Genomic DNA, 21,840 nt, shown 5'->3' with positions numbered 1-21,840 from the left:
CGCGGGCCATGTTCGACGTCGAGGCTGGCACCTGACTTGCTAGGATCGAGCCCAACATGCCATGGCGATCGACGAGGGCGCTGGTGCTGGCAACGACGACGATCGTCGGATGCCACGAGGATGCGCCGATCACGATGAGCTCACTCGATGGCTCGGCGTCGGCCGGCACCACGTCGACGAGCACGGAAGATGCCGGCGAGAGTGCGGATTCGGGCACGGGTGGCAACCCCAGCTGCGCTGCGCCGGAGCCACTGCCCGTCGACGCCGTGGCGACCACGAGCGGCGCCGTGCGTGGCACCACCATGGATGGCGTCACCGCGTTCCTCGGTGTGCCCTACGCTGCGGCCCCGATCGACGCGCTGCGCTGGCAGCCACCTGCGGCTGCTCCGTGTTGGCCCGACGTGCGCGACGCGACCGCGGTGCCGTCGATGTGCCCGCAGCTCGCGAGCGAAACGGGACCCATCGTCGGCGACGAGGACTGTTTGACGCTGTCGATTTGGACGCCGTCCGCCACGGCCGACGCGATGCGCCCGGTGATGGTGTTCATCCACGGGGGCGGCCACACGGTGGGGAGCACGAGCGACCCGCTCTACGATGGCGCTCGACTCGCGGCTGCGCACGACGTCGTGGTCGTGACCGTCGAGTATCGACTGGGCGCGCTCGGATGGCTCGCCCTCGATGCGCTCGATGCCGACGATCCCCGCGGTGTGTCGGGCAACTACGGCCTGCTCGATCAGCTCGCGGCACTGCAGTGGGTGCACGACAACATCACCGCATTCGGTGGCGACCCAGGGCAGGTGATGCTGTTCGGCGAGTCGGCGGGGGCGGTCGACACCTGCGCGCTGGTCGGCACGCCGGACGCCGAAGGGCTCTTCGGACGCGCGATGGTGCAGAGCGGAACCTGCGAACAGCGTAGCGCGACGGTGTACCGCAGCGAGGTCACCGACCCGTGGTTGGCGGCGTCGCCGTGTACCGACGTCGCCGACGTGGCCGCGTGCCTGCGCGCGTTGCCGGTCGATCAGGTCCTCACCACCGAACCCACCGGCTATCCCACCGTCTCGGCGCTCAGCCAGGCGTGGAGCCCGTACGTCGACGGTGTGACGCTGCCTGCGTCGACGCTCGAGCGCCTCGCCAACGGCGATGCACTCGACATCCCACTCGTGATCGGGGCCAACGCCGAGGAGACCGCGCGTGACACCCCCATGCTCGACGACGCGGGCTTCTCGGCACTGCTGCTCGCGAGCTTCGGCCCGCTCGCGCCGCAGGTGCAGGCGCGCTATCCCCTGGCGGACTACGCCTCGCCGTCGGCGGCCTGGACCGCGATCACCTCCGACGCAAAGTTCATCTGCAACGCCCGCCGTGCCCTGCGTGCGGCTGCACAGGGTCACAGCGCGCCGGTGTACCGCTACCACTTCTCGTACGACGGCTACGACGTGGGTCCGACGGGCGACGCCTCGGCGTTCCACGGCCTCGAGCTCGTCTACGTGTTCGGCAACTTCGATGCGGTCGCGTTCGGGCCGCTGGCGTACACGCCCAACACCGACGACCTCGCGCTCGCGCAGCTGCTCGGCGAGGCGTGGACGAGCTTCGCCCGCACCGGCGACCCCAGCACGGCGACGCTCGCGTGGCCGCACTACGAGCTCGCCGACGACCCCTTCGCGGGCCTCGACGTGCCGGCGTTCACCGGCGCCGGCGTGCGCACCGAGCAGTGCGACTTCTGGGACGGACTCGTGCCGGGCTGATCGCTACGGCGTCCACTCGTCGGCGCCGACATCCGGCGCCCCGTCGCGGACGTCGCGATCGTAGTCGTCTGCGATCCCCGCTCCGGCGACGCCCGCATCGATCGCCGGCGCGCCCGCCACGAGGTGGAGATCACCGGCGGCGGCGTCGACGAACTGCGAGACCGCGGCCTGCTCGAGGTTGCCGTCGAGGGTGGCCGCACCACCGTCCCGCATGGTGATCGAGTGGCTCACGAGGTTGTTCACGATCTGCGCGCTGGTGTTGCCGAAGCGGTACTCCATGCTCACGAACGGCTGCTGCAGCGCGACCACGGTGTTGTGCACGACCGTGGCGTCGCAGGCCTGCTCGAGCGCGACCCCGGAATCCATGCCGAACTGCGACGCGAACAACGACGGCGATGCGCCGACGATCATGTTGTTCCGGATGACGCCGCCGTAGTGCCCGACGAACCCCTGCACGCCCGGGCAAGGGTCGTCGCCGTAGTCGCGGCTGGTGCCGTTGCCGTTCTCGCCCAGCCCGAAGCCGACCCCGCGGGCGCAGTCGACGATCAGGTTGCGCTCGACGACGGTGTCGCGGCCGGAGTTCCACACGTGCACCGCGTGCTCCGAGAGGCCAGCATCGCACCAGAAGCCACGGATGGTGTTGTCGCGCACGACCCAGCCGCGCGCGAGGTGGGCATCGATGCCACCGGTGTAGCAGTCCGTGACATGGGGCCGACCTTCATCGGTCATCTCGATGCTCGAGCACGCGACCACGCCGTCATCGGCGTAGAAGCCGTTGCTCGCGTTGATCTTGATCGCCTGCTGACCGGGATCGACGACGTGCACGCGGTAGATCACGGTGCCCTGCGTGTTCGAGTCGGCGCCGCCGGTGACGTGGATGGGGTGGTTGACGGCGCGGCGGATGGTGACCTCGGCGATGGTGACGTCGTCGGCGACGATCGAGAACACCTCACCGATGCCGTAGCCGCCATCGATGATCACGGCGTCGGGATCGCCACTGGCGGAGCGCAGCGTCACGCCGTCGGCTGCGAACACGATGTAGCTGGCGCCGCTGACATCGTAGGTGCCGTCGGCGAGCACCAAGGTGGTCCCACTCGGTGCCGCGGCGATCGCCGCCGCGAGGTCGTCGGACGGCGACACCATCACGACGGCGCCCTCCGGGGCCGGCAGCGGCGCGCAGTCGCTCGACGGATCGGGGTCTGGATCGCCGGTGGGGTCGGTGGTGCCGCTGTCGCTGGCGCCGTCGCTGCTGGCCGAGCTCCCAGCGGTGGCGTCGTCGTCGCTGGCACTGAAGCTGACGCCGCTACCCACCGTCGCGCTCGCGGTCGAGGACGCGTCGTCACCGTGGTGCGACGTGCTGCTGTCGGCATCGGAGCCATCGGCGGGCGCTGTGGCGCAGGCGAACGCGCCGAGGGCCGAGGTCAGCAGGGCGACGCACGCACGTGTTGTCCGCATGTCGCCACCGTAGCCGGTGGCCACCGCGGCGCACCATCGGCAGTTCTCCCGATTCGCGCCGGCCTGCGGCGACCGCAGGTCGACTACTCTTCGCGATGCAGCCAGCCGTCCGCGATCTGCACCCACGGATAGCCGGGGTGGGATGCGGCCGCGAGCAGGTCGCGCTCGCGACGAACGATCGCGAGCGACTCCGGCGAGTGCCCGCGCGCCATCGCTCGCACCATCTCGGACGCATGCGACTCGCCGTGACGGGCGATCTGCGCCCAGAATATCGTCGACCACTTCAGCTGCGCCGCCGCGACGCCGCTCTCGATCGCTGCGATGGTCGCGAGCGCAGGCAGCTCGATCGAACCGAGATCGGGCTCGCCCCTGGACTGCGCGGCCTCGAACGCCGCGAGTGCACCGGCGGCATCGTGAGCCATCAACGACGCGGTGCCCCGGAGCACCTGCAGCTTGGCCCAGCGGGGATTGGTGGCTGGATCACCGAGCGCCGCGTTGCCGATCGCGAGCGCTGCGAGCGGCTGCGCAGCGTGGAGCTCGATCTGCATTGCCACGATCGCAAGATCGGCGGCCACGCCCGCAGCCCGGGGGTCGGCGCGGGCCTCGTCGAGCACTTCGCGTGCACTGCCGAGCTGCCCTAGCGCCGCGGCGACGGCCGCGTAGTGCAGGCGCGTCGAGATCGCCAACGCGCCGGTCAAGCCGGCCGCGCGGACGCGGTCGAGCGCGTCGGCGGCGAGCTGCAGCGCCGAGCGCCGATCTTCGCGGCGCGACGCGACCATCGAGCGATACACCACCGCCCGGATGGCATCGATATGGGAACGCCCCACCGCAGCATCGTAGTCAGCGCTCGCCTCGGCGGTCACGCGCTCGGCCTCTTCGAGGCGACCGAGCAAGATCAGAGCGTTCGCACGGTTCATACGTGCCGCGACCGTCGACACCTGAGGGCCTTCGACTTGGCGGTACGCCGCCTCCGCGCGCTCACAGCTCGCCAGCGCCGCCTCGAGCTGCGCGAGATCGGTGAGCAACAGGCAGGTGTTGTTGTGGATGTCGCCGAGCAGACTCGGGGGATCGCCGATGCGGTGCAAGAGGCCAAGCGCGGCCGCGTTCCAGCGCCGCACCTCCGCCGGGCCGACGTCTCTGCGCTGCTGCATCACCAGCAGTGCACGGTTGATGGCGCGGACCGCCAGGCTGTCTTCACCCAGCTCGAGCGCACGCGCGATGAGGTCGTCGAGGGCCGCCTCGGCCTCGGCGCTGCGATCGAGCGCGGCCAGCACCGCGATGTACTCGAGCTCGGCGCGCAGCTCGATGGGCGCGAACCCGGTGGCGTACGCGGCGCGGCGCAGCGCGGCGACTTCTTCGAGACTACCGGTCGCGTCGTGCATGCGGCGCACCATGCTCGCGTGCACGATCTGCTCACTGAGCTCTGCGACCTCACGGGCGAGATCCGGGTCCTCCGGCACGCGCATCGCGGCGCCCGGGTAGTCGCCGGCGCACTCGTCGAGATCGGGCAAGGTGCCGAGCAGCGCGTCGAGGCGCGTTGCCTCGACGCCGTCGCGCGCGAGCAACTGGATGAGCCCGCGGGCGGCCGCGAAGCGGTTGTCGAGGCACGACGCCCGCTCGCGCGCGAGCGGCTCGGCGGCGCTCGGCCCCTCGGGCACACACGTCGCGTCGTGCAGCTCGGCCCAGCGCGCGAGGTAGCGATCGAGCGCGCCGCGGAGGTAGTCGTTGCGCTCGGCGAGCCACGCCGCACCGGCGTCCTGCGAGACGACGAGCTGGGCCGCGCGCACATGCGCCGGCCACACCGCCTCGATCGCCTCGGCCCCCGGGACACAGCGACCCGCCGGCGTCGGGCCGCGGTAGGCGAGACCGCCGAGCGTCGCCGCGAGCGCGGCGGTGCCCACCACCGCGAGGCGCCCCGGCCACCGCGGCCGCACGGCGCCGCGCAACGCCGCCACCAGGCTCCGCATCGCGGGGAAGCGGTCGGCGGCCGACGGTGACAACCCGCGCAGCAGGATCGCACGCAGCCGCCTCGGGATCGCATCGACGCGCGCCCGATCCGGGACGCCGCCCGTGATCGCGGCCGCGAGCGCGGCGACCGAGTCGCCATGGAACGGTCGAGCGCCGGCGACCGCCTCGAACAACGCCACGCAGAAGGAGAACTGATCGCTGCGTCCATCGAGCGCGCCGCCGGCGTACTGCTCGGGTGACATGTACGCGGGCGTGCCCGCGGGCGCCGCGATCGAACGCCGCACAGCCGAACCCTCGTCGCTACCGCGCGCGATCGCGAGGCCGAAGTCGACCACGACGACGCGCCCGTTGGGGCCCACCAAGACGTTGCTGGGCTTGAAGTCGCGGTGCACCACGCCGGCCTCGTGCGCTGCTGCGAGGCCCTCGGCGGCGGCGATGAAGACCTCCACCAACGCGCGCAGCGAGGGCGAGCGCGCGCGTTGCCAAGCGGCGAGCGTCTCGCCCTCGACGTACTCCATCGCGAGGTAGACGTGATCCTGCCAGACCCCGACGTCGTGCACTGCGACCACGTTGGGATGCTGGATGCGCGCCAGCGACTGCGCCTCGCCGAGTAGCTCCCGCCGTCGCGCGGGGGTGGGGCCGAGCGACTCGTACAGCACCTTGATCGCGACGCGACGATCGAGATCCGCGTCGTAGGCGACGTGCACCGAGCCCATTGCACCGCGACCGAGCTCGGCGGTCACGAGGAAGCGGCCGATCTCGGTGCCGCGTGCGGGCACGACCACGGCCTCGCGGTGGCGATCGGTGGCCGACACGCGCGAGCCGAGCAGGGTGTCGTCGCGGGAGTCGGTCATCGTGGCCCGGCGTCTACGGTACCAACATCACCTCACGGCGTGCGGCGGTCGTCATGGCGTGGGAAGTAGGGCTCGAGCAGGTCGATCATCGCGCGGACGCTACCCCAGACCGCGGGCGCCGAACCACCTCGTCAGCGCTGCGCGCAGGCCATCGTCGGAGCCGTCACCGACCCACGCGACGTGACCGTCGGGCCTGACCAGCACCGCTTGGGGCTGCGCGACCGCGCCGACGACCGGCAGCACCCAGGCGCCGTCGTGTCGGGCCTCGACCCGGCGCACGCGATCGGCCCACGGTGTCGCATCGAGCTCGCCGCCGAAGTCGAGCAGCAGCCCGCGCGCGTCGTGCAGCAGCGTGAAGACCCGCGTCACGCCGTGGGCCGTGACCAAGTCGAGGTCCGGCACGCGGCGCCCCAGCAGAGGGTGTTCGCCGTCGTCGTGGTACGCGATGTCGAGCCCCGCCATCATCGCGCCCATGCGCAGCCGCAGCGCATCGGTCGCGAGCAGCTCGGCCATCGTGCGGCGCAGCGCGGCGGTGCGATCGTCACCGCGCAGCAGGGCCGTCTGCGCGAGGTTGTGCTCGATGACCCGCGCTCCGACCGGGTGTCGCTCGGCGTGGTAGCTGTCGAGCAGGGCTTCTGGTGCGGTGCCCTCGACGACCAGCGCGAGCTTCCAGCCCAGGTTCACCGCGTCCTGCAGGCCGAGGTTCAAGCCCTGCCCACCGGTCGGCGAGTGCACGTGCGCCGCATCGCCGGCGAGCAACACCCGGCCCGCGCGGTACGACACCGCCTGCCGCGCCATGTCGCTGAAGCGCGAGGCCCACGTGACGTCGTGCAGTCCGAAGTCGTCGCCGTAGATCGCGACCAACGCGGCGCGCAGCTCGTCGACGCTCGGCGCGTCGCCGTGGCGCAGCTCGGGCTCAGCGAGCACCATGCGGATGCGATCGTCGGCGATCTTGCCGAGCGCCTGCACGCCGCGCGCACCGTGACGGATGCCGACCGGGGGCGCGGTGGTCATCGAGCCCTCGGCGATCAGGTAGCTGACGGAGGCATCGACGCCGGCGAACTCGATGCCCGCGCGCTTGCGGATCACGCTGCGCCCACCGTCGCAGCCGACCAGGAACGCCGCACGCAACGACGCACCATTCGACAGCCGCACGTCCACGCCCGCCTCGTCCTGCACGAAGTCGGTGACCTCGACCCCGCGCACCACCGTCACGCCGAGCTGCTCGACCCAGGCCAGCAACGTGCGCTCGATGGGCTCCTGCGGCAGCGCGAGCACGTAGCCGTGACGCGTCGGCTGATCGGCGAGGTCGAGCGGAATCATCGCGTATCCGGCGAACTGTCCCGGCTTCCCCTGCGCGAGGAAGCGATCGACGACCCCACGCTGATCGAGCACCTCGATCGATCGCGCGTGCAGCCCACCGGCGCGCTGGCCGGGCAGGTCCTGGGTCGCGCGCGGCTCGACCAGCACGGCCTTGGCGCCCGCCAGTGCCAGCTCCGCCGCCAACATCAGGCCCGTCGGGCCCGCACCTGCGATCACGATCGTCGCGTTCGTCATCGTCGACGACGCTGCCGCAGCGCCCCGGGCTTGTCGCAAGCCCCGGGGTCTGGCATAAATTTGATGCGGCGGAGGAAATCGCCGCACGTTCGTGCCGTCGGGTGCCGCGTCATCGGTGCGCCAAGGGGCATGGGCGAGCGCAGGCCCGCGTGCAGGACGAGCGCGGCCGCCCCGCCCTCGGCTTGCCGCGCAGCGGCCGTCTGCTAGGAGGAGCGTGCCGTGGTGTGGTCGCCCGATCGGGCCCCGACGTGCACGGCACCCGCGCTCCGACCATGGGCACTGAACGACGCGACACGCTTCGGGGGTTCGGTGCGAGCCCCGAACGACGGGCCCCGCCCGCGGAGGTCGCGTGGGTCGACGCCGATCGCCTGCTCGAGCGGGGCTACCGACTGCTCGATCGCCTCGGGGTCGGCGGCATGGGCGAGGTGTGGCGCGCGCGTCACCTCGGGCTCGACCGCGTGGTCGCCATCAAACGGATGCGCAGCGATCACCCCGAGTCGAACGATCGCCTCATCCGCGAGGCGCGGGCCATCGCGCGCATCCGTCACCCCGCCATCGTGCAGGTGCACGACGTCGTCGTCGACGATCGTGGCGCGCCGTACCTCGTGATGGAGCTGCTCGAGGGGGATGATCTCGCCCGCCGCGTCGCCGCGGACGGACCGCTCGATCAGGACCGCGCCGTGCGGCTCATGCTCGGCGTGCTGTCGGGCCTCGAAGCGGTGCACCGCCACGGCATCGTGCATGGCGACATCAAGCCCGAGAACATGCTGCTCGGCGTCGACGACACCGGCGTCGAGCGGGCGGTGCTGCTCGATTTCGGCCTGTCGCACGTGTTCGAGCCCGGGGTCGCGCAGACCGGCACGCTCGCGGGCACGCCCGACTTCATGGCGCCCGAGCACATCGTCGAGGGCGTGGTCGGACCAGCATCCGATCAGTGGTCGGCGTGCGTGTCGATCTACAGCCTCGTCACCGGTCGACCGCCGTTCGCGGGCGACTCCCTGCCCGCGCTGTTCCAGGCCATCCGCACCGCCGCCCTGCCCTACCCGCGTGACGTCGAGATGGATCCGCGCCTGTTCGCGATCCTCGCCCGCGGCACCCGCAAGCTCCCGGCCGAGCGATACGCCGACCTCCACGAGCTGCGCGTCACCCTGGCCGCGTGGCTGCGCTCCCGCGGCCCCGCAACCCCATGTTCGATCCATGAGCCCAATCCCGCCACCACCCTCCGTCACCGCCCGAACCGGACCGCCACGGTCATTCGCGGCGTTCGATCCGACCACCGTCGACAACCTCGACGACGCGGCGCTCGACGAGCTGCCCTTCGGCGTGGTCTGCCTCGCGCGCGACGGGCTCATCCTCCGCTACAACCTCGCCGAGGGTCGCCTCGCTCGGCTCGATCCGAGCACGGTGGTCGGGCGGAACTTCTTCACCGACGTCGCGCCGTGCGCGAACACCGAGGAGTTCCACGGCCGCTTCCGGGCGCTCGCCGAGGGCACCACGGGCGGCACGAGCGTGCGCTTCGCCTACGTGTTCGACTTCAAGTTCGGCGCGCAGAACGTGGACGTCGAGATCGTCCGCGCGACCGGGGCACCGCGGCTGTACCTGCTCATCAACCGCCGGCAGTTCCTCCCCGAGCGCACCGGGCCCGAGGCGCGCGAGCCGGCGCCGCGGCAGAGCGATCTGGTCGTCGACGAGGCCGCGCGCGGCATCCTGCGCAACCGCTACGCCGAACGCGTCCTGTCCACGCCGGTGGTGCTGTTCGAGCTGCTCGCGAGCACGTTCGAAAGGCAGTCCTCGGCGCAATGGCGGATGATCGCCCACGACTGGGGCCTCGCCGCGGGTCGTCGCCTCGTCATCGAGCTGGAGACCTCCGGCGAGGACGAGATTCCGCTGGGCGATCGACCGATGCGCGAGGTCGTCGAGATGGTCTCGGACCTCCTGCGCGATCAGGGCTGGGGCGTCGTCGCATTCGACCTCGCCGAGTCGGCCCGCGGCGTGCTCCGCCTCGAGGTCGAGTCCAGCGCGCTCGTCGGCCGCCCGGGCCGCCATGACCGGTGTTGCCACCTGCTCGCGGGCATGCTCGAGGGCGTCCTCAACCACCTCGCGCAGCGCCGCCTCCACGTCGAGGAGCTCAGCTGCGCCTGCACCACCGGCCGGCCGTGCGAGATGATCGTCGTCGGCGAGAGTCGCCGCGAGCTCGCGATCCGCCTCGCCGCCGAGGGCCGGTCCTTCGATGATGTCGTCGCAGCCCTGGAGGCCGGCCGTGCCGACGAATCCGGCGGTTGATCCGGCGCGGTCGATCCTGCGCGGCGTGTCGCCACGAGAGGCGGAGCGTCCGGCGCGGGAGCTGCTCGCGGCGGTCCCCTGGGAGGGGCAGCGGCGGCGGGACACGCTGCCGGCGGCGGCGTTCCTCGCCGCGATCCGGGGTTAGCGCGAGCGCACTGCGCCACCGTGATCAGAGATCGAGGTAGGGCAGCAGCTGTTCGCGAATCGTCGCGAGCACGATCGCCTCGCCGTAGCGCGACTCACAGCTGCACATCGGCGAGTCGTGGGTGATCGCGAGGGTCGTGCTGCCCTCGCCCCAGATCACATCGTACTGGGCGCCGCGCACGTGCATGCCGACGAGCTCGCCGTCGATCGAGAAGACGGGAGCCCCCGACATGCTCTGGTACACGTCGAGGGTGTCGTAGAACGTGGCGCCGGAGCCATTTAGATCCGTGATCCACGAGGTCGGCGTCGCAGCATCGACCGAACCCACATGCGCCAGTGGATGGCCGAGCGGATGCGCGAGCGCATAGACGAGGGAGCACGACTCGGGCTGCGCTCCGACCTCCGGCAACGGCAGCGGCGCACGATCGGTGATGGGCTCCGAGAGCTCGAACAAGGCCCAGTCGTGGGCCCGCTCGGTGGGTTCGAGCAACGGCGGCCCGCAGGCCACCACCGCAGCGACCTCGACGCGCACCGCCTGGCTGGGGTGCGGCCGCTGCTCGTCGTAGTCGAAGAGCATCGTGGTGGGCGGAAGCGGAGCCGATGTGACGCCGTCGTCGGTGCAGTGACCGCTCGGCACGCAGTGACGTGCGGTCAACACGTGCTGCCGATCGACGAGGAAGGCCGTGCAGGGTTCGACGATGGCGGTGTCACCACCGGTCCCCCCTGCGCCCGAGAAGACCGGTCGGGTGTCGCGGAACGGATCATCGAAACCCTCGGCGAGTGCAGCTTCGTCGGGGTGGTCGACCAGGTCGGTCGGCAAGAGCAGACCGATCGCGGCGTTGGCCCCCGCCGCGACCTCGGGCGGTCCGATGAGGTCGAAGTTCAGTGGGCCCGACGCACACCCCGGCGCGTGATCGAGATCGGGGCACGCGAACGAGTCACGGCTGATGCGCGCCCAATCCTCCTCGGCGTTCGCCCAATCCAGCGTGCGCGCCGTGTAGAACGCGGTCAGCTCCCAGCAAGTGCTGTCGCGCCAGCGCGTCGCAAGGGCCTCGTCGATCGCCTCGGTCTCGGGACAGCTCGCGGCAACGGCCTCGGGGAGGACCCAGCCACGCGCCTCCAACATCCCTTCCGCCCGCAACATCACGACGGGATCACAGGGTCCGCACGTCGGCGGAGGCGGGCGATCGCAACGGCCACACGCCGCCCCGACGAACGCGCCGACGCCGAGCCCGACCACGTGCCATCGACGTGCCATCGACTGCCCCTAAGGCTTCACCTTGATCGGGAAGACGATCGTCGGGCTACCGTCCCGCGGGAACCAGGGCAGCTCGCACGCTTCACCGAGCACGACGGTGAACGACACCTCGCTCGTGCCACCCCCCGCGGGATCGAGGATGCAGTCCGACGCCATCGGCTCCGCGAGCGCGAAGCCCTCGCGGTGACGCACGGTGACGAGCACCTCGTCCATCTCCGCACCACAGTCGCAGTCCGAGAGATCGACCTCGACCGATTGTCGCATCGCCCCGCTGCTGTCGAGCACCCGCATGCCATTGCCATCGCCGGTGATGTCGAAGCGCGTGGCGGGCCCGAGGCAGCCACACTCGACGCACCGCGGCGAGTCACTCGGGCAACACGGTGCGGCGGCGGCGAGGGCGAACAGTGCAGTGCGAATCGCGATGGACATGATGGACTCGGTGAACGAAGTGCAGGTCGAGCGCGGATCGATCCATCCCCTCGACGATTTTCCCGTGTTGGGCGGGCGCCTCACGGCGTGCGGGGATCGAGCGGCACGGCCCCACGCAGGCGCTCGGCCCACTGCTCGAGCGCCGGGTCGGCGGGCGAGCCCTCGGCCGCCTCGGCGGTCGCGGGGGAACCCTCGTAGATCCCCCGCAGCCGCTCCTTCGCCCGCCGCAGTCGACTCGCGACGGTGCCCTCGGGCACCTCGAGGACCTCGGCGATCTCACGGGCGTTGAGCTGCTCCCAGTAGTACAGCTCGAGCACGCTCTGCATGTGCAGCGGCAGCATGCGCAGCGATGCGAGCAGGTGCTCGTCCTCGCGTCGACGCCAGCGCAGGGTCGATGGCCCCGCCCCGAGGTCGGCGACCGAGTGCTCCTCGACATCGACGGGCGCCCGGGCGCGATGACGGTAGTGCTCGCGGATGACGTTGCGCGCCACGCCCAGCACGAAGGACTTGGCGCTGCTGCGCCCCTCGAAGCGCTCGCGTGCCTCGAGCACGCGGCTGAAGGTCAGCTGCGCCAGCTCCTCGACCTCGGCGCCGACCTTGCTCGCGAGGAACCGACGCACCGGCTCGAACAGGCGCCGGATGAAGGCGTCACCCGCCGCGCGATCCCCTGCCGACCAGCGGGTGAACAGCTCCTCGTCGGTGGGCATGGCGTCATCCACGCTATCATCCGCGCCGGCGCCCGTGCAAACCATGCACGGAATCGCCGGCTCCCCGCACGACACCTGCGACGGCGTGATGGACGACGGTCTCGACGATCAGCTGCGCGCGATAGCAGGGGCACCGGGGGTCGGTGACGACGACGGCATGGTCGATCGCGTGGCCGCGTTCGTACTCGGCACGCCGCCGCCGATGCGGACCATCGATCGCTTCCGGGTCGAGCGCGCGCTCGGCCACGGCGGCATGGGGCGGGTGTACGAGGCCTGGGATCCCCGCCTGCAGCGACGGGTCGCGCTCAAGCTGCTGCGCACCGATCTCGGCACCTTCGCGCGCCGCCGCGAGGTGCTCGAGGCCGAGGCGCGGGCGCTCGCGAAGCTGACCGATCGCCACGTCGTGCAGGTCTACGAGATCGGCGAGCACGACGGTGGTCTGTGCGTGGTGATGGAGCTGGTCGACGGCCAATCGCTCGATCGCTGGCAGGCAACCCCGCGAACCCTGCCCGAGCTGCTCGAGGTCTACGTGCAGGCCGCGCGCGGCCTGGCGGCGGCACACCGCGTGGGCCTGGTGCACCGCGACTTCAAGCCCGCCAACGTGTTGGTGCGCGCCGATGGTGAGGTGCGCGTGGCCGACTTCGGGCTCGCGCGCGCCGTCGATCCCGATCACGACGACGTCGTGGTGCCCGAGCCCGGCGACGACGCGCGGCGCAGCGACGCGCCCACGCAGTCGCGCAGCGGCACGCGGGCGTACATGGCCCCCGAGCAGCTCGCGTTCGGCACCACCGATGCGCGCAGCGATCAGTTCAGCTTCTGCGTCGCGCTCTACGAGGCGGTCTGCGGCGTGCGGCCGTTCGGCGAGGCCGAGCTGCGCGAGGCCAGCACGCAGCCCGCCCACGCCATCGCGCCCACCCGCGGCACCCGTCGCGTGCCGCGGTGGCTGCTGCGGATCCTCGCGCGGGGCTCGAGCGCACGCCCCTACGATCGCTACCCATCGATGGACGCGCTCGTGCAGGCGTTGGTGGCTACGCCGCGACGTCGACGTGTGGTCGCGGCCACGGCGATCGCCGGCGTGGTGCTGGCGGGCGCGTGGTGGTGGCAGCGTCCGACGCCGTCGTGCGACCCCAGCGCGGCGATCGAGACGGTGTGGAACCCCGCGATGATCGAGCGGCTGCGCGGCGCAGGCACCGACGCACCGAGCTTCGCGGTCGCGTCGGTCGCCGCGCTCGAGCGCGAGCTCGGGGCGTGGACGCAGCGATGGCGCGAAGATTACGCCGCCGCATGCGATGCCACGTGGGTCCGTGGCACCCGCACGGGTGCGCAGCTCGAGCGGACCGTCGCGTGTCTCGAGCGCGGCCGCGTCGCGCTCGGCAAGGCGGTGGAGCTCGTCGAGGGCGCGACGCCCGAGACCCTCGCGCAGGCCAGCGCCGCCGCCTCGGCGCTGCCCGAGCCGGCCCACTGCATGGCCCTCGATGGCCTCGCGCAGGGCGAGCCCTTGTCGGAGCGCGAGCTCGCACTCGTGCGCACCGGTGACACTTCGCAGCTGCTGCTGGCGCTGGGCCGGCCCCTCGATGCACTCGCGCTGCTCGACGGCGATCCGCCGGACGGCAGCGAGCGCGGCCGCGTGGCCGCGACGGTGTGGCTGGCCCGCGGCGTCGATCTCGCTGCGCTCTCGCGATCGCAGCCCGCCGAGCACGCGCTGCTCGAGGCCGCCGGCCTCGCGCTCGCCGACGACGATCTGCGCACCGCGGTCGCGGCGTGGCGCGAGCTGCTGGTGCTCTACGCCCGCGAGCTGCTCGATGGCCCGCGCGCCGCGATGGCCGAACAACTGCTGCAGCGCCTGCAGACGCGGGTCGAGCTCGACGCGATCGAGCGCGCCGAGTCGATCGGTGCGCGCGCCCTCGCGGCCGATCTGCGGCAAGACTTCACCGGTGCGCTCGCGCTTTCTCGCGAGGCGCTCGCGCTGCTCGAGGGCTCCGGCCGCGCCGATCCCCTGCGACTCGCACGACACCGCCGACAGCTCGCGACCGCGCTGCAGCGGGCCGGTGAGCTCGACGCCGCCTACGCGATGCATGCGACCAACCGCAGCGAGGTCGAGCTCGCGCTCGGGCCCGCTCACCCCGAGCTGGGCAGGATCGAGCTGGCGATGGGCGCCCTGCAGCTCGACCGCGAGCGTCTCGACGAGGCCCGCGTGCACTTCGAGGCAGCGCTGGCGATCGTCCGTGCCGCGCTCGGCGTGGACTCGGTGCGCACCGCGGCACCGCTGGGTGCGCTCGCCCACCTCGCGTTGCTGCGCGACGAGAACGCACTGGCGGTCGAGCTCGCGACCCAGGCCTGGGCGCTCGAACAGACGCTGCCGGTGGGGCACGAGGAGCGTGGCACCGCGCTGCGGGTGCTCGCGGTCGCCCACGAGCGCATCGGCGAGCACGCGCGGGCGCTCGCCGATCACGAAGTGTTGCTGCGCGAGCTGGGGGAGCGCGCCAGCGCCGAGGAGCTCGACATCCATCGCATCAACGTCGGGTTCCTGTTGTGTCGACTCTCGCGCTGCGCCGAGGCGCGCGAGCCCTACGAGCGGGTGCTGCGAGCCCACGTGCCCGGCGAGCCGATGTACCACTACGCGCACAGCGGCCTCGCGCAGGTCGAGCTGGCCGAGGACCGTCCGCGGCAGGCCCTCGCGCGGGCGCGTCGCGAGCTCGATGATCCCGACATGCGCGCGCTGGGCGATGCCGGGCTCGTCGCCGAGCTGTCGTGGACGCTGGCGCGCGCGCTGGCGCAGACCGGCGCGCGCGCGGGCGAGTTCCTCCCATACGCCCGCGCCGCCGAGGCGTACTACGCGGTGCGCCCGGCCGACCTTGTGCCCGCGACGGCCATCGCAGAATTCATCGCGCAGCACGGCGATCGCCGCGGCTCATTCGTGCTGCGGTGACGACGACTGCGGCGCCACCGGGCGCAGTCCCTTGCACCACCGCATCGTGCGGTGGAAGACGTCGACGGGCTCGACGAACATCATCGGGCAGCCCCGGTCGATGACGTGGATGCCGTGCTCCTTGCAGAACGCCGTCGCCTCGGACGAGCGGCTCCCGTGCCCGAAGCCCTGGTGCATCCACACGCGATCGATGCCCAGTGCCGCGCACTCCTGCACGATGCCGAGCGCAGCCTCTGGGGGCGCCGTGATGAACACGCCGTCCACACGCGGGCCGGGGATCGAGCGCAGATCTCGGTAGCGCCGCTTCTCGACGTCCTGGTCGAGTCGTGGGTTGACGCCGTAGACTGCGAAGCCCGCGACCTCGAGCTTGTCGAGGATGGCGCAGCTGAAATCCGCCGGCTGCGTGGAGAGCCCCACGATCGCGATGCGCTTGCCGGAGAGGAAGCCCTGGATCTCGGCCTGGAGTTTCTCGTCGACCATGGGAGCGAAGCCGTCCTCGTGTGTCCGAGTCGGAGCGTACGGGCCTCGGACGAGGCCTCGATCCGCAGACTCTGCGTCAGCTCGCATCGTCGCGATCGCGCGACGCCCGTCGCTCCATGTGGCCTGCGAACCCGGTCACCAGCCGCAGCGCCCCTTCGGTCGCCCGTCCCGTCGCCCCACGATTCCCAGCCGGCGGTACCGACACGCAGGGAATCACGGCCCTGGGGTTGCCCCGCAGGCGCGCTCGGGCGGATCCTCTGCCCGGGCGCGCGCGCGCTCGTGCATGCCTCGTCCCGACACGTTCATCGAAGGTGGAGCCGCACAGCTGACGGTGCACGCCCACGGCCTGGTCGGCATCACGGTTTCGATCGTCGAGTGCAGCACCGGTGAGACGCGCAGCGCGGTGCGTCTGCCCTATCCGAGCGCCGGCTACGGCGGACACGAGCTGGTGGTGTCGCCGCGCGGTCGCTACCTCGCGCTGTTCCTGTTCTCGGGCCAGAGCGAGGTCGGCTACGAGCTGTTCTCGCTCGGCCGCGAGCTCGAGCACATCGGCGGTCTCGACTACATGTTCGGCGAGGGTGATCACCCCGTCTTCGCGCCCGATGAGCGCAGCCTGGTGATGTGCTGGGAGACCTACTTCGATTGGGTTCGCGATCGTGCGCCGACCGAGCGCAACCGCGTGATCACCTGGGGCGAGATCACCGTGCACGCGCTGCCCGACGGGCCCATCGAGCGCCGCCAGCTGCAGGCACGGTTGCCCGATGGCTGGCGACCGGAGCCATGGGCCTGGACCGCGCCGACCGACGTGCACTTCGTGCACGCCCGTGAGCTCAAGCTCAAGACCCCGTGGGGCAGCGAGCCGTCGCTGCCCTACCCGCTGCCGCCCGACCCGACCATCACGGTCGAGTGATCGCTACGTCGCGGGCAGCACCTCGACGATCGCGGTCGCGTCCCCCGTGCGACCGCGACGGACCTCGAACTGGTCGTGCTGCAGGCCGAAGCGCTCGGCTGCGCGCGCGACCAAGTCCTTCGCGACGCTCGCATCCGTGCGCACCGTGATGCGGATCCGCGAGCGCGCGAAGACGTCGGCGAGCAGGCCCAGCTCGCGCACGAGCTTCGCCTCGGCCTCGCGCGACGACAGCACGTCGTCGAAGCGACGCGTGAGCAGGGCCTGTGCCTTCGCCGGCGTGGGCGCCCAGCGATGGGGCACCGCAGCGCTGCCTTCACCGCGCCGGCGGTCGACCGCGACCAGGGCCGCCATCACCACCGCCGACACCGGCGGCTGCTCGGGCGCCGGCGTGGCCAGCACACCGGCGTCGCGCAGCAGCGACCAGCCATCGGTGAAGAGCACGTCGAGCCGCGCGGCGCGACGGCCCGCGAGCCCGCTGGCGGCCGCGGCCTCGCCGAGGTCGGCGAACTCGAGCCAGCCGAGCGCGTCGATCAGGTCGACGGCCTCGGGCGCGCCAACCTGCGCCGCCACCAATCGCGTGGCGCCGGCGGGATCCTGCGCGAGCTGCCGCGCGCCGGCCTGCCACACGCGCATGAACTCGACCAACGCGTCGCGCTTGGTGGTCAGCGTGCCACGGGGCGCAACCGCGACGATCGGCACCAGGTGCACCGCGTCGGCGGTCGAGAGCACCACGTCGCGCGCATCGATCTCGCCGGAGCGACGGCGCACGCGGGCATGCAGCGCGGCCCCGTGGGCATCGCCGAACTCGACCCGCGACGACGCCACGCCCGCGTGGGCCAGCGCGAACAAGCCCAGCATGCCCTCGGCGCTGCCGCGGTGGGCGTCGAGCACGAACCGCGCCTTGCCCGGCGCGCCACGCCGTAGCACCGCCGCATCACCCGTCAGCACATCGGCCCCGCGCGACCAACCGATCACGAAGAACACCTGCGGCGAGAGGGCCCGAAGCCGCTCGTATGACGCGATGAAGGTCGGCAACGGCATCAACGCCAGGTCGGCGCCGTCGACCACGTCACCGCCGCGGCCGAGCCGGGACTCGAGGCCCGCGGTGTCGCTGGCCGCAGCGAACGACACCCGCAGACCCACGGCGTCGAACTGACTGCCGGGTGCGGGCTCGGCCCCGCGATTCATCACGATGCCCGGCGTGACGAGCTCCCAGCTCGACGCGACCACCCGCAGCCCGACGGGGCCGCGCGGGGCCGCGCGCGTCGATGCGCGCGTCGTCGACGGCGTAGCGGCTGCGGCCGGACCCGCGTCGCCCGGCGTCGCATCGGCGGTCGCATCGGCGGTCGCATCGGCGGTCGTATCGGGGGTCGCATCGACCACCGCCGGACGCTCGCGGCCAGCGACCATCGCCGACGAACCACCGAGCAACGCCAACAGCAGGCACGACACCAGCGCGCGACGCATCACCACCTCGACTCGCCCAGGGCCCGGGCGCGGGGATACTCCGACTTGATCATCGGCTTGAGCTGATCGATGGGCACCGCGAGGTTGAGGTTCTCGCCCCACAGCTTGGCGACCGTCACCCCGACCACGTCGCCGTAGCGGTTGAAGACGGGGCCGCCGGAGTTGCCGGGCGAGACCGGGGCCGACATCTGGATGAACTTGCGGCCCGAGTACAGCCGCCGCGCCGACACCAAGCCGTCGGTGAGGGTGTGCTCGAGGCCGATGGGGTTGCCGATCACCACGACGGCCTCGCCGACCACGACCTTCTCGGACTCGCCGAGCACGACCGGTACCAGCGCGTGATCGGTGCTCACGCGGATGAGCGCGAGGTCGTCCTCGGGGTCGGCGTCGAGCAGCTCGACCTTCTCGATGCGGGTGCCGTCGAACAACTTCACGTCGATCGCGCTCGCGCCGTCGATGACGTGGTGGTTGGTCGCGACGGTGCCGCGGGCATCGATCACGAAGCCGGTGCCCATGCCTTCGCCTTCGCTCGAGCGCACGTGGATCGTGACGACCGAGGGGGCCCAGCGCTCGAACAACGCGGCGGGCTCGAGCGCGCTGCGGGCCCCCGCGTCGGGCGCGGGCGTGAACTCTGCGCCGGCAGCGGGCGTGGCCGCGGGCGCGGCGACCGGCGCACTCGCGACGACGCTCGGCGCCTCGGGCTCCGCCGCGACGGGCACCGGCGTGGGCAGCTCGCCGATCCACCGCAGCGCCCAGGCGGGACGGTGCCAGCCGCGATCGTCGAGCGCCTGCGCCTGCGCGCCCAAGCGTGCCTGCAGCCGCGACGGTGCGATCGCGATGACCACCGCGGCCGCGATCATCCACACGCTCGCCATCACGTCGCTCACCAGGCCCGGCCGCGACGCACCCGAGCGCGGCAGCAGGCGGTCGGCGAGCACCAGCGGCAGCACGATCGCGACGACGGCTGCGATCGACAGCGCGAGCCACAGCTGCTCGGTCAACGCACCCAGCACGGCCGCGATCGCGAGCGTCGTGATCGCACCGCCGACGCCCAGTGCCACCAGCTTCAACGACAACGTGAACCATCGCAGCCGCACCCGCGAAGACCGTGTCGCTGCCACCGTCACGGCTTGGGCAACGACATGCGCGCCGGCGATATTTCGCGGGTTCGCGCGAACGGTCCCCATCGCGTCGCGAACGGCCACCATCGCGTCGCGAGCGGCCCGCATCGCTCGGGCTCGCGCGACCGCACGCGGCGTCCCCGGGGACGTCCCCCGGGCCAAGGGGGCGAGCGGACGCAGGTGACGGCGCGCCCAAGCCCGCGAAACGAGCCGCCCACCGCCACGGCGACGAACTTGCTCGAAGCGGGTCCCATGGTTCGTCGTCTGCACGTCGTCGCTGGCCTCGCCGCCCTGGGCACACCGCTGCACGCGGGCGCACGCCCGATCGTCTCGCCCGACGATCCCGCGCTCACCGGCGCGCTGCTGACCGGCTTCGACGACATCGCGGACGCCTCACCGAGCGCGGCGGCGTTCGTGCTCGGCGAGACGTTGGTGACGATCGAGGCCGCCGCGCCACCGCCGGGCGACATCCTGCAGTGCAACGCGCCCGGCGACTGCGATCTGACGACGTACATGACGGCGCCGGTGACGATCACGTTCGACCCACCGGTGGCGGCGATCGGCATGACGATGTGGTACTCGGTCGGGCCGTTCGCGATGATCGTGACCGGCGCGAACGCGACCGAGGTGCTCGACGACGTCTCGCTGGGTTGGCAGCACCCCGACGGCTCGTATGCAGGCGCCGCGGACCTCGGCGCGATCACGTCGGTACAGCTGACCGCGCAGGACTACTCGACCTACTGGGAGGACCTGCGGATCGTGGAGGGCGACGGCATCGCGGCGGGCACCGATCTGTCGCTGTCGGCGAGCGGTTCGGCGAGCGTTGCAGCCGCGGCCCCCTTCGAGGTCGCGCTGCAGGCCCGCAACCTCGGGCCCGCGACTGCCACCGCCGTCCGGATCGTCGCGCTGCTGCCGGCCGACGTCTCGCTCGACACGAGCGCGCCCACGGCCACCGTCGACGGGCTGCAGGCGAGCTTCGCGATGGGGGACCTCGCGACCGGCGCGGGCGCCGACGTGTCGATGCAGCTGACGTCACCGGCCACGATGACCTGCGACGACCGACTCCGCACGATCGCGGTGCTGCACCACGCCGCCGGCGATGCTGCACCGGGCGACAACGTCGCCGCGATCGACAGCGCCTTCGACCGCAGCAGCGCACCGTCGCACGAGGACTGCAGCAGCCCCGGCGACGACGATTGCGACGGCCTGGTGAACTGCGTCGACGACGACTGCAGCGGCAGCCCGGCGTGCCCCCGGCCGCTCCCACCCGAAGACCTCGGACAGCAGCCGTTTCCGCCGAACCTGCCGTGGGTCGACGTGCCCGAGGACCCGCTCGAGCAGCTGCGACAGTTCTCCGACCCGTGGGACATCCCGGTCATGCACAATGAGTGCGAGGTCAGCGACAACCACGGCGCCACGGTGCTGCGGCCTGCGATGTGCTGTGGCCCGGCGCCCAGCATCGCGTCCGAGCGCCCCTCGTATGCCCAGTGGCTGAACGCGTGCACGCCGATCGATCCCAATTTCAAGTCGGCGATCCCGGCCACCAACGCGCTCGGCTTCGGCACCACCGCGGCTGGCGAGACCATCGAGTACACCGTGACGTTCGAGAACATCGGAGGCGTCGACGCGCTCGACGTCGTCGTGCTCGACGTGCTCTCGCCCGAGCTCGACGACACCAGCCTGCTCGTCGACGACGGCGGCCGCTACGACCCACAGACCCGCACGCTCACCTGGATCGACCCGGTGCTGCCGCCGCACGAGCCCCACACGGTGCACTACAGCGTCGCGGTCCGCGACGACGCGCCGCTGGGCACCCGCGTGCACAACACCGCGACCATCGTCTTCCAGGACGCGGTGCCGCCGTCACGCGTCGACACGCCGCCGCTCGTGCACGTGATCCCCGATCCCACGCGCCGCGTGCGGGCCGACCTGCGCATCGCCGCCTGCGAGCCGACCGCCGACGGCCACTGGGCCGTGAGCCTCGTCAACGCTGGCCTCGCGCCGGCCTACGACGCCTCCGCCCGCATCGTCGCGGCCCCCGACGCGTTCGTCGTCGTCGACGACCGCTGCGCCTTCGCCCACCCCGACGATCCCAACCCCTCGGCGCTCGCGTTCGTGGCACCGTGGTCGAGCACCGCGGCGATCGACGACGTCGTCTTCACCGCGCCCGCCGACCTCGACGATCCCTGCGCTGAACTCACCTGGGAGATCACCTACGTCGAGCTCGACGGCAGCGAGTTCACGGTGCAGTCGCGACTCGAGCCGGCCGGCGCCGGCAGCAGCGACGACGGCGGCTCCGGCGAGGGCTCCGGCGGCGCGGCGACGGGCGACACCGACGGCTGCGCATGCCGGGTCGACGACCGGCACGACGCGCAGCGCACCGGTGGGCGCTGGGCGATGCTGGTTCTGCTCGTCACCCTCGCCCCACGCGCGCGCCGGCGACTGCGGCGGCCGAGCTGGATCGCGAGCTGACATTCGCCGTGGTGCTGGGTTGACTGGGCTTGCGCTGCTTGCGGTGCCGTGCGAGAGTGTCGTC

The 21,840-nt window shown here is 72.1% G+C and carries 15 protein-coding genes; 5 read left to right on the top strand and 10 right to left on the bottom strand.

Annotation, left to right across the window (positions count from 1 at the left end; all coding sequences use genetic code 11):
- Nucleotides 1-134: 134 nt before the first annotated feature.
- Nucleotides 135-1,742, top strand: coding sequence for a carboxylesterase family protein (locus tag IPH07_39135; protein ID MBK6923468.1), 1,608 nt, complete (start codon nucleotides 135-137; stop codon nucleotides 1,740-1,742).
- A 3-nt stretch (nucleotides 1,743-1,745) separates the two neighbouring features.
- On the opposite strand, the gene IPH07_39130 is transcribed toward IPH07_39135, so the two are convergent.
- The 4 genes from IPH07_39130 to IPH07_39115 all read right to left on the bottom strand — a co-directional run bounded on the left by IPH07_39130 (nucleotide 1,746) and on the right by IPH07_39115 (nucleotide 8,775).
- Nucleotides 1,746-3,197, bottom strand: coding sequence for a hypothetical protein (locus tag IPH07_39130; protein ID MBK6923467.1), 1,452 nt, complete (start codon nucleotides 3,195-3,197; stop codon nucleotides 1,746-1,748).
- An 83-nt stretch (nucleotides 3,198-3,280) separates the two neighbouring features.
- The gene (locus tag IPH07_39125; protein ID MBK6923466.1) at nucleotides 3,281-6,019 is read right to left on the bottom strand and encodes a protein kinase; all 2,739 of its coding nucleotides are present in this window, start codon (nucleotides 6,017-6,019) and stop codon (nucleotides 3,281-3,283) included.
- A gap of 99 nt (nucleotides 6,020-6,118) precedes the next feature.
- Nucleotides 6,119-7,576 carry an FAD-dependent monooxygenase gene (locus IPH07_39120; protein MBK6923465.1) on the bottom strand — a complete coding sequence of 486 codons (1,458 nt, stop codon included), beginning with the start codon at nucleotides 7,574-7,576 and terminating at the stop codon, nucleotides 6,119-6,121.
- Between the two features lie 203 nt (nucleotides 7,577-7,779).
- The gene (locus tag IPH07_39115) at nucleotides 7,780-8,775 is read right to left on the bottom strand and encodes a hypothetical protein (protein MBK6923464.1); all 996 of its coding nucleotides are present in this window, start codon (nucleotides 8,773-8,775) and stop codon (nucleotides 7,780-7,782) included.
- Here IPH07_39115 and IPH07_39110 point away from each other — a divergent pair.
- Nucleotides 8,774-9,859, top strand: coding sequence for a PAS domain-containing protein (locus IPH07_39110; GenBank protein MBK6923463.1), 1,086 nt, complete (start codon nucleotides 8,774-8,776; stop codon nucleotides 9,857-9,859). The genes IPH07_39115 and IPH07_39110 overlap by 2 nt on opposite strands.
- A 169-nt stretch (nucleotides 9,860-10,028) precedes the next feature.
- On the opposite strand, the gene IPH07_39105 is transcribed toward IPH07_39110, so the two are convergent.
- The 3 genes from IPH07_39105 to IPH07_39095 form a co-directional block, all read right to left on the bottom strand.
- Complete coding sequence (locus IPH07_39105) at nucleotides 10,029-11,129, bottom strand: trypsin-like peptidase domain-containing protein (protein ID MBK6923462.1); 1,101 nt, start codon at nucleotides 11,127-11,129, stop codon at nucleotides 10,029-10,031.
- Nucleotides 11,130-11,270: 141 nt separating this feature from the next.
- Nucleotides 11,271-11,690, bottom strand: coding sequence for a hypothetical protein (locus IPH07_39100; protein ID MBK6923461.1), 420 nt, complete (start codon nucleotides 11,688-11,690; stop codon nucleotides 11,271-11,273).
- An 80-nt stretch (nucleotides 11,691-11,770) separates the two neighbouring features.
- Nucleotides 11,771-12,397: an RNA polymerase sigma factor gene (locus tag IPH07_39095; protein MBK6923460.1), complete on the bottom strand. Its 627-nt coding sequence runs from the start codon at nucleotides 12,395-12,397 to the stop codon at nucleotides 11,771-11,773.
- A 34-nt stretch (nucleotides 12,398-12,431) separates the two neighbouring features.
- Here IPH07_39095 and IPH07_39090 point away from each other — a divergent pair, with 34 nt between their 5' ends.
- Nucleotides 12,432-15,326, top strand: coding sequence for a serine/threonine protein kinase (locus IPH07_39090; protein MBK6923459.1), 2,895 nt, complete (start codon nucleotides 12,432-12,434; stop codon nucleotides 15,324-15,326).
- Here IPH07_39090 and IPH07_39085 read toward each other — a convergent pair.
- Nucleotides 15,309-15,806 (bottom strand): CoA-binding protein, encoded by a 498-nt coding sequence (locus IPH07_39085; protein MBK6923458.1) that lies wholly within the window; start codon nucleotides 15,804-15,806, stop codon nucleotides 15,309-15,311. The genes IPH07_39090 and IPH07_39085 overlap by 18 nt on opposite strands.
- Before the next feature lie 283 nt (nucleotides 15,807-16,089).
- Between IPH07_39085 and IPH07_39080 the strand changes: the two genes are divergently transcribed.
- Nucleotides 16,090-16,716, top strand: a complete 627-nt coding sequence (locus IPH07_39080; GenBank protein MBK6923457.1) for a hypothetical protein — start codon at nucleotides 16,090-16,092, stop codon at nucleotides 16,714-16,716.
- A gap of 3 nt (nucleotides 16,717-16,719) precedes the next feature.
- Here the strand turns inward: IPH07_39080 and IPH07_39075 are convergent, their stop codons facing one another.
- A complete protein-coding gene (locus tag IPH07_39075) occupies nucleotides 16,720-18,183 on the bottom strand; it encodes a hypothetical protein (protein ID MBK6923456.1) in 1,464 nt (487 codons plus the stop codon).
- Nucleotides 18,183-19,304, bottom strand: a complete 1,122-nt coding sequence (locus IPH07_39070) for a trypsin-like peptidase domain-containing protein (GenBank protein ID MBK6923455.1) — start codon at nucleotides 19,302-19,304, stop codon at nucleotides 18,183-18,185. Before IPH07_39070 ends, IPH07_39075 begins: the two co-directional genes overlap by 1 nt.
- A 252-nt stretch (nucleotides 19,305-19,556) precedes the next feature.
- Between IPH07_39070 and IPH07_39065 the strand changes: the two genes are divergently transcribed.
- Nucleotides 19,557-21,776 carry an isopeptide-forming domain-containing fimbrial protein gene (locus IPH07_39065; protein ID MBK6923454.1) on the top strand — a complete coding sequence of 740 codons (2,220 nt, stop codon included), beginning with the start codon at nucleotides 19,557-19,559 and terminating at the stop codon, nucleotides 21,774-21,776.
- Nucleotides 21,777-21,840: the final 64 nt, after the last annotated feature.

The organism is Deltaproteobacteria bacterium (assembly GCA_016709225.1).
In the GTDB taxonomy this organism is placed as follows: domain Bacteria; phylum Myxococcota_A; class Polyangia; order Nannocystales; family Nannocystaceae; genus Xiheibacterium; species Xiheibacterium phototrophicum.
The sequence above is the reverse complement of the archived record's forward strand: the minus strand, read 5'-3'. Positions and strand labels throughout refer to the sequence as shown.

What these genes read in the sequence shown, in the direction of transcription:
- IPH07_39135 (MBK6923468.1), top strand. Translation starts at nt 135, where the DNA reads ATGAGCTCACTCGATGGCTCGGCGTCGGCCGGCACCACGTCGACGAGC.
- IPH07_39130 (MBK6923467.1), bottom strand. Translation starts at nt 3,197, where the DNA reads ATGCGGACAACACGTGCGTGCGTCGCCCTGCTGACCTCGGCCCTCGGC.
- IPH07_39125 (MBK6923466.1), bottom strand. Translation starts at nt 6,019, where the DNA reads ATGACCGACTCCCGCGACGACACCCTGCTCGGCTCGCGCGTGTCGGCC.
- IPH07_39120 (MBK6923465.1), bottom strand. Translation starts at nt 7,576, where the DNA reads ATGACGAACGCGACGATCGTGATCGCAGGTGCGGGCCCGACGGGCCTG.
- IPH07_39110 (MBK6923463.1), top strand. Translation starts at nt 8,774, where the DNA reads ATGAGCCCAATCCCGCCACCACCCTCCGTCACCGCCCGAACCGGACCG.
- IPH07_39115 (MBK6923464.1), bottom strand. Translation starts at nt 8,775, where the DNA reads ATGGATCGAACATGGGGTTGCGGGGCCGCGGGAGCGCAGCCACGCGGC.
- IPH07_39105 (MBK6923462.1), bottom strand. Translation starts at nt 11,129, where the DNA reads ATGTTGGAGGCGCGTGGCTGGGTCCTCCCCGAGGCCGTTGCCGCGAGC.
- IPH07_39100 (MBK6923461.1), bottom strand. Translation starts at nt 11,690, where the DNA reads ATGTCCATCGCGATTCGCACTGCACTGTTCGCCCTCGCCGCCGCCGCA.
- IPH07_39095 (MBK6923460.1), bottom strand. Translation starts at nt 12,397, where the DNA reads ATGCCCACCGACGAGGAGCTGTTCACCCGCTGGTCGGCAGGGGATCGC.
- IPH07_39085 (MBK6923458.1), bottom strand. Translation starts at nt 15,806, where the DNA reads ATGGTCGACGAGAAACTCCAGGCCGAGATCCAGGGCTTCCTCTCCGGC.
- IPH07_39080 (MBK6923457.1), top strand. Translation starts at nt 16,090, where the DNA reads ATGCCTCGTCCCGACACGTTCATCGAAGGTGGAGCCGCACAGCTGACG.
- IPH07_39075 (MBK6923456.1), bottom strand. Translation starts at nt 18,183, where the DNA reads ATGCGTCGCGCGCTGGTGTCGTGCCTGCTGTTGGCGTTGCTCGGTGGT.
- IPH07_39065 (MBK6923454.1), top strand. Translation starts at nt 19,557, where the DNA reads ATGGTTCGTCGTCTGCACGTCGTCGCTGGCCTCGCCGCCCTGGGCACA.